We start from the raw sequence: 8,177 nt of genomic DNA on the forward strand, positions 1-8,177 counted from the left end.
AGCGCAATCGGGGTGGCCGGGACGGCCGCGGGCCTGGATTTTCCCGGCACGAAACGGTTTCTGCATCTTGCTGAAACATATTGCAGCCCGCTAGCTTCCTGGCAACTCGACCGTCCCTTCCCCTTAAGGGAGCCCCCAGTGGCCGACAAGCCGCCGCCCCGCCCCCGACGCAGACCCGGCCGCACGGCCGTCCTGCTGGCCTCCGCGCTGACCGCCGCCACCCTCGGCGGCGCCCCCGCGGCCCTGGCCGCCGCCCCGCCCCCGCCGCCCTCCGACGCCGCGCTGGCGGCCACCGCCGGGCGGCACGACCTCACCCGCGAGCAGTTCTACTTCGTCCTGCCGGACCGCTTCGCCAACGGCGACGCCGCCAACGACACCGGAGGCATCACCGGCGGGCGGCTGGAGCACGGCTTCGACCCCGCGGACAAGGGCTTCTACCACGGCGGCGACCTGGCCGGGCTGATCCAGAAGCTCGACTACGTCCAGAACCTCGGCACCACCGCGATCTGGATGGCGCCGATCTTCAAGAACAAGCCGGTGCAGGGCAGCGGCGACCAGGCCTCGGCCGGCTACCACGGCTACTGGATCACCGACTTCACCCAGGTCGACCCGCACTTCGGCACCAACGAGCAGCTCAAGGAGCTGATAGCCAAGGCGCACGCCCGCGGCATCAAGGTCTTCTTCGACGTCATCACCAACCACACCGCCGACGTCGTCGACTACGCCGAGGGCCAGCACGCCTACCGCTCCACCGGGGCGTACCCGACGCTCGACGCGGACGGCAACCCGGTGGACGAGACCGCGGCCGCCGACGCTCCCCCAGCCTCCGGCCGGGAGGTACCCCCAGCGCCTGCCTGGCCGAAGCTGACCAAGGATTCCTTCCCCTACAGCCCGGTCTTCCGCAACCCCGCCGACGCGAACGCCAAGACCCCGGCCTGGCTCAACGACCCCTCGCTCTACCACAACCGGGGCGACTCGACCTTCGTCGGCGAGTCCGCCACCGAGGGCGACTTCAGCGGCCTGGACGACCTCGACACCCAGAACCCCCGGGTGGAGAAGGGCTTCGAGAAGGTCTACCAGCAGTGGGTCAAGGACGCCGGCGTGGACGGCTTCCGGATCGACACCGTCAAGCACGTCAACATGGCGTTCTGGCAGCAGTGGGCGCCCGCGCTCAAGGACTTCGCCGCCAGGCAGGGGAACAAGAAGTTCTTCATGTTCGGCGAGGTCTACTCCGGCGACCCGGCGATCACCTCGCCGTACGTCACCAAGGGCCGGCTCCAGGCCACCCTGGACTTCCCGTTCCAGGGCGCCGCCCGCAGCTACGTCTCGCAGGGCGGCTCGGCGCGGAACCTCGCCGACGTCTACGGCCAGGACTACCGCTACACCGGCGCCGACACCGACGCGTACGAGCTGCCGACCTTCCTCGGCAACCACGACATGGGCCGCTTCGGCTCCTTCCTGCTCGCCGACAACCCCGGCGCCGACGAGGCGACCCTGCTGAAGAAGGACCGGCTCGGCAACGAGCTGCAGTTCCTCACCCGCGGCCAGCCCGTCGTCTACTACGGCGACGAGCAGGGCTTCACCGGCGCGGGCGGCGACAAGGACGCCCGGCAGGACCTGTTCGCCTCGAAGACCCCCTCGTACAACACCGACCGGGTGCTCGGCGGCACCGCCGGGGCGGCCGACCGGTACGGGCAGGACGGCGGGCTCTACCAGGGCATCGCCGGGCTGGCCAAGCTGCGCCGGGAGCACCCGGCGCTGGCCGACGGCGCCCAGATCGAGCGCTACGCCGCCGACGGCGCGGGCGTGTACGCCTTCTCCCGGATCGACGCCGGGCAGCAGGTCGAGTACCTGGTGGCGGTCAACAACGCGGCCGAGGCGAAGACCGTCACGCTGGACACCTTCTCCGCCGGGACGGGCTTCGACCGGATCTACCCGTCCACGGGGGAGCAGTTGACCTCCGGGGCCGACCGCAAGGTCACCGTCACCGTGCCCGCGCTCTCCTCGGTGGTGTTCAAGGCGGGCGCCAAGCTCGCCGCCGTCACGGCCGCGCCGCAGCTCTCGCTGCGACCGCCGGCGGACGGTTCGACCGGCCTGGTCACGGTCGGTGCCACGGTGGACGGCGGCGGGTTCGACCGGGTCACCTTCGCCGCCCAGATCGGCGACGGGCCCTGGCGGACCCTGGGCACCGCCGACACCGGGAAGTACCTCGTCACCCAGGACCTGGGCGGCGTCGCCCCCGGCACGGTCGTCCGCTACAAGGCCGTCGTGCAGGACTCCAGCGGCCACCTGCGCTCCGCCACCGGCTCCTTCACCACCGGCACCCCTGCGCCCAAGCCGGTGCCCACCGCCGGCGCCCGCCCGTACGCGGTGGTGCACTACAACCGACCGGACGGCGACTACGACGGCTGGAACCTCTACGCCTGGGGCGACCTCGCCGACGGCGAGTCCACCCAGTGGCCCGCCGGGCACGGCTTCACCGGCCGGGACGCGTACGGCGCCTTCGCGTACGTGCGGCTCAAGCCCGGCGCCTCGGACCTCGGGTTCATCGTTGAGAAGAACGGCGTCAAGGACGTGGACGCCGACCGGCACGTCGACCTCGGCAGCACCGGCGAGGTCTGGGTGAAGCAGGGCGACCCGACCGTCCGCACCGCCAACCCCGGCCCGGGCACCACCCCGCCGGCCGGCACCGCCGTCATCCACTACAACCGGGCGGACGGCAACTACGACGGCTGGGGCCTGCACGACTGGACCGGCGCGGCCAACCCCACCGACTGGGGCCGACCGCTGCTGCCGGTGCGCCGCGACGCCTTCGGCGCCGTCTTCGAGGTGCCGCTGGCCCCCGGCGCGACCAGCCTCAGCTACATCCTGCACAACGGCAACGACAAGGACCTGCCCGCCGACCAGTCGCTGGACTTCGCGGTCAACGGCCGGGAGGTCTGGATCCTCGGCGGCCGCGAGGGCTACCTGCTGCCGCAGAACCCCGCCGCCTCCTCGCAGTTGGACCTCGGCACCGCCAAGGCCCAGTGGATCGACGCGAAGACCGTCGTCGTCCCGGCGAACTACGGCGCGGGCGACGCCGCCCTGGCCGGCGGCACCAGCGCCCAGCTGGTGTACGACCCCGAGGGCGGCATCCGCGCCGACAAGGGCGTGCTGAGCAAGCCCGGCCGGTGGATCCGGCTCACCCCCGTGCAGGGCGGGCTGACCGACGCGCAGAAGGCCAAGTACCCGCACCTGGCGGGCTACCGGGCCTTCACCGTGGACGCCCGGGACACCGCCCGCGTCCCGGCCGCGCTGCGCAGCCAGCTGCTGTTCACCGAACACCTGCCGAGCGGCGCCGTGCTGGCCGGGACCGGGGTGCAGACCCCCGGGGTGCTGGACGACCGCTACGCCCGTCGCACCGGCAAGGTCGACTTCGGTCCGGCGTACTACGACGGCAAGGTCGCGCTCTCGCTCTGGGCGCCGACCGCCCAGGAGGTGTCCGTCCAGGTCTTCGACAGCGCGACCGGGGGCACCCCGAGGACGCTGCCGCTCACCCTGGACGACGAGACCGGGGTGTGGGAAGTCGTCCGCGACAAGGCCGAGTTGGACGGCAAGTACTACTTGTACCAGGTGAAGGTCTGGGCGCCCTCGGTGCAGCAGGTGGTGGTCAACAGCGTCACCGACCCGTACTCGGTCGCGCTCTCCACCGACTCCCGGCGCAGCCTGGTCGCCGACCTCGCGGCCAAGGAGCTCAAGCCGGCGGGCTGGGAGGAGCACGCCCGCCCGAAGGCCGTCCCGCTCGCGCAGCAGCAGATCCAGGAACTGCACGTCCGGGACTTCTCGGTGGAGGACGAGACCGTCCCGGCCGCCGAGCGCGGCACCTACCTGGCGTTCACCGAGTCCCGCTCGGCCGGGATGCAGCACCTGCGCGAGCTCGCCAAGGCCGGGGTGACCACCGTCCACCTGCTGCCGACCTTCGACATCGCCACCATCAGGGAGAACCGGGCCGAGCAGAAGCTGCCCGCCTGCGACCTCAAGTCCCTTCCCCCGGACGGGCCGAAGCAGCAGGAGTGCGTGGCCGCGGTCGCCGCCGACGACGCCTACAACTGGGGCTACGACCCGCTGCACTACAACGTGCCGGAGGGCTCGTACGCGACCGACCCGACCGGGACGGCGCGGACGGTGCAGTTCCGGCAGATGGTGCAGGCGCTGCACGAGGCCGGGCTGCGGGTGGTGCTGGACGTGGTCTACAACCACACCGCCGCCAGCGGCCAGGCCGAGCACTCGGTGCTGGACAAGGTCGTCCCCGGCTACTACCAGCGGCTCGACGCCAACGGCAAGGTCACCGCGGACAGTTGCTGCGCCGACACCGCGCCCGAGCACGCCATGATGAACCGGCTGGTGGTCGACTCGGTGACCACCTGGGCCCGCGAGTACCAGGTGGACGGCTTCCGCTTCGACCTGATGGGCCTTGACCCGAAGTCCACCATGCTGGACGTACAGGCGGCGCTGGGCCGGATGACGCCGGACTCGGACGGGGTGGACGGGAAGAACATCCTGCTCTACGGCGAGGGCTGGAACTTCGGGGTCGTCGCCAACAACGCCCGCTTCGAGCAGGCCACCCAGCTCAACATGGCCGGCACCGGCATCGCCACCTTCGACGACCGGCTCCGGGACGCCGCCCGCGGCGGCAACTTCATGCTGAACTCCGCGCCGCAGCAGGGCTTCGCCTCTGGCCTGGCCTCCGACCCGAACGGCTCGCCCGCCAACGGCAGCCCGGAGGAGCAGAAGGCCCGGCTGCTGCACCAGATGGACCAGCTGAAGGTGGGGCTCACCGGAAACCTGGCCGGGTACTCCTTCACCGACAGCTCCGGACGGACCGTCACCGGCGCCCAGGTCGACTACAACGGCTCCCCGACCGGGTACGCGGCCCGGCCGGGCGAGGCGGTGGAGTACCTGGACGCCCACGACAACACCGACCTGTTCGACGCGCTCGCGTACAAGCTGCCGACCGGCACCGCGCCCGCCGACCGGGCCCGGATGCAGGCGCTCGGGCTCTCGCTCACCGCGCTCACCCAGGGCGCGGGCTTCGCCCAGGCCGGCAGCGACCTGCTGCGCTCCAAGTCGCTGGACGCCAACGCCTACGACTCCGGCGACTGGTTCAACGCGATCCACTGGGACGCCGCGCAGGGCAACGGCTGGGGCCGGGGCCTGCCGATGGCGGCCGACAACAAGGAGATGTGGCCGACCGCGCAGTCCCTGCTCGCCAACCCGAGGCTGACGGTCGGGGCGGCGGAGATCCGCGCCACCAGCGCGCAGTACCAGGGGTTCGTGCGGATCAAGCAGTCCTCGCCGCTGTTCTCGCTGCCCACCCTGGCGGCCGTCCAGCAGCGGCTCTCCTACCCGCTGTCCGGCACGGCGGGGGAGACGCCGGGCGTGATCACCCTGCACCTGGACGGCACCGGGCTGCCGGGCGCCGAGAAGGGCGTCACCGTGGTGTTCAATGCCACGCCCACCGCGCAGGGGCAGACCGTGGCGGCCCTGAAGGGGACGAGCCAGGCGCTGCACCCGGTCCAGGCGGGCGGGGCCGACCCGGTGGTCAAGCAGGCCGGCTTCGACGCCACGACCGGCACCTTCACCGTGCCGGGCCGGACGGTGGCGGTGTTCGTCCAGGGCTGATCCGGGCCCCGAACCGGAACTCACGGGTCCCGCACCGCCGTTGGGGTGGTGTGGGACCCGTGGTGTTTTCGGCCTGCGGATGGCCGGAAACCGCTGTTGGCACGGCTGGAAGTGTGACGTGCCGCCTCTGCCGGGCGCTGTCGGGCGCCGCCGGGGGTGGGCCGCTGCCGGGAGTGCTGGTCAATGCCCTCCGGCGGTGACCGAACGTTCGGGGGTCATGAAAACCGTGTTCACGAGTTGTCAAAGCCGTAACACAACTGACGATCCGTCCTGCATACGGTTTCGGTATTTAATCGGCCAATCAGTGGCATGCATCTGTCATTAACGACTCGTTTGCTGCCACGATTCCTCCGGCTGCAGACGAGGGGGCCCCACCCCCCGGTGCAGCGGTCCCAGTTCAGGTGCAGCGCATCCCAACTCTGCAACGGCTTCTGAGCACCACCACCGCACCCCCGTCGCACACCGAGGGCGGGGGCCCCCACTGCGCCGCAACCCTGCGGCCCAGGTTCTCTCCACCGCGTGCGAACCCGCACCGGTCGGAAAAGGAGTCCGCATGTCCCGTTACGCTCACGCCCGGAAGGCGGCGGTTGTCATGGCCGCCACCACCGCGCTGCTGGTGACCGGCATCCCGGTCATCGCGCAGGCGGCCACCACCGACGCCCCGGCCGCCGTCGCGGCCCAGCAGTCGACCCGGGCCGCGCTGATCTCGTCCGCGAACCAGCAGTCCGCCTCCCTGGCCCAGACCCTCGGCCTGAGCACCCAGGAGAAGCTGGTCACCAAGGACGTCGTGCAGGACGCCAACGGCGCCCGCCACCTGCGCTACGAGCGCACGTACGCCGGACTCCCGGTGCTCGGCGGCGACCTGATCGTCCACCAGGACGCGGCCGGCGCGACCACGAGCGTGACCAAGGCCAGCGAGGCCAACCTCAGCGGTGTGAACACCACCCCGTCGCTGGCCGCGCCGAAGGCGCAGGAGGCCGCGCTCGCCGCCGAGTCGGGCTCCGCCCTCGACACCGCCCCGCGCCTGGTGGTCTTCGCCGGCAAGGGCGCCCCGAAGCTCGCCTACGAGACCGTCGTCTCCGGCAAGGAGTCGGACGGCACCCCGAGCCGCCTGCACATCGTCACCGACGCCGCGACCGGCGAGGTGCTCGCCAAGACCGAGGGCCTCCAGAAGGGCTCCGGCACCGGTGTGTTCGTCGGCAACGTGTCGCTGACCACCACCCAGAGCGGCTCGCAGTACCAGCTCAAGGACGGCACGCGCGGTGGGCAGTACACCACCGACATGCACAACGGGACCAGCGGGAACGGCACGCTGTTCGCCAAGTCCACCGACACCTGGGGCAACGGCCAGGCCAGCAACCGCGAGTCGGCCGCCGTCGACGCCCAGTACGGTGCCGCCGCCACCTGGGACTTCTACAAGAACACCTTCGGCCGCAGCGGCATCCGCAACGACGGCGTCGGCGCCATGAGCCGGGTGCACTACGACACCGGCTACGTCAACGCGTTCTGGGACGACGGCTGCTTCTGCATGACCTACGGCGACGGCTCGGGCGACACCCACCCGCTGACCGAGCTGGACGTCTCCGGCCACGAGATGACCCACGGCGTCACCTCGGCCACCGCGAACCTGACCTACTCGGGCGAGTCCGGCGGCCTCAACGAGGCCACCTCGGACATCTTCGGCAGCATGGTCGAGTTCTACGCCAACCTGCCCGCCGACAACCCGGACTACCTCATCGGCGAGCTCATCGACATCAACGGCAACGGCACGCCGCTGCGCTACATGGACAAGCCCTCCAAGGACGGCGGCTCGGCCGACTCCTGGTACTCGGGCGTCGGCAACCTGGACGTGCACTACTCGTCCGGTGTCGCCAACCACTTCTTCTACCTGCTGGCCGAGGGCAGCGGCGCCAAGGTGATCAACGGCGTCAGCTACAACAGCCCGACGGTCAACAACATCACCGTCTCCGGCATCGGTCGGGACAAGGCCTCGCAGATCTGGTACAAGGCGCTCACCGCGCACATGACCTCCAGCACCGACTACGCCGGCGCCCGCACCGCCACCCTGGACGCGGCCACCGACCTGTACGGCGCCAACAGCGCCGAGTGGAACGCGGTCGCCACCGCCTGGGCCGCCGTCAACGTCGGCTCGCTGCCCAACCCGGGCACCGTCACCGTCACCAACCCGGGCAACCAGTCCACCACGGTGGGCGGTTCGGTCAACCTGGCGATCAAGGCCACCGGTGGCACCGCGCCGCTGTCCTACAGCGCCACGGGCCTGCCGGCCGGCCTGGCCATCAACTCCTCCACCGGCGTGATCACGGGCACCGCGACCACCGCGGGGACCTCCAACGTGACCGTCACGGTGAAGGACTCGGCCGGCAAGAGCGGGAGCACCAGCTTCAGCTGGACCGTCTCCACCACCGGCGGCAACTGCACCCCGGCCCAGCTGCTGGGCAACCAGGGCTTCGAGACCGGCTCCGCCGCCCCGTGGACGGCCACCAGCGGCGTCGTCG

At 71.3% G+C, this 8,177-nt stretch carries 2 protein-coding genes; both read left to right on the plus strand.

All coding sequences use genetic code 11. The annotated features are described in order from the left end of the window. Positions 1-138 precede the first annotated feature (138 nt). Positions 139-5,661, plus strand: coding sequence for a pullulanase-type alpha-1,6-glucosidase (pulA, locus tag ABTY15_RS32090; RefSeq protein WP_350603120.1), 5,523 nt, complete (start codon positions 139-141; stop codon positions 5,659-5,661). Between the two features lie 553 nt (positions 5,662-6,214). Further along, positions 6,215-8,177 (plus strand): M4 family metallopeptidase (locus ABTY15_RS32095; RefSeq protein ID WP_350603121.1); only part of this gene is annotated, 1,963 nt, incomplete at its 3' end.

Origin of the sequence: Kitasatospora sp. NPDC097643, from assembly GCF_040302625.1 — a bacterium.
Classification (GTDB): Bacteria; Actinomycetota; Actinomycetes; order Streptomycetales; family Streptomycetaceae; genus Kitasatospora.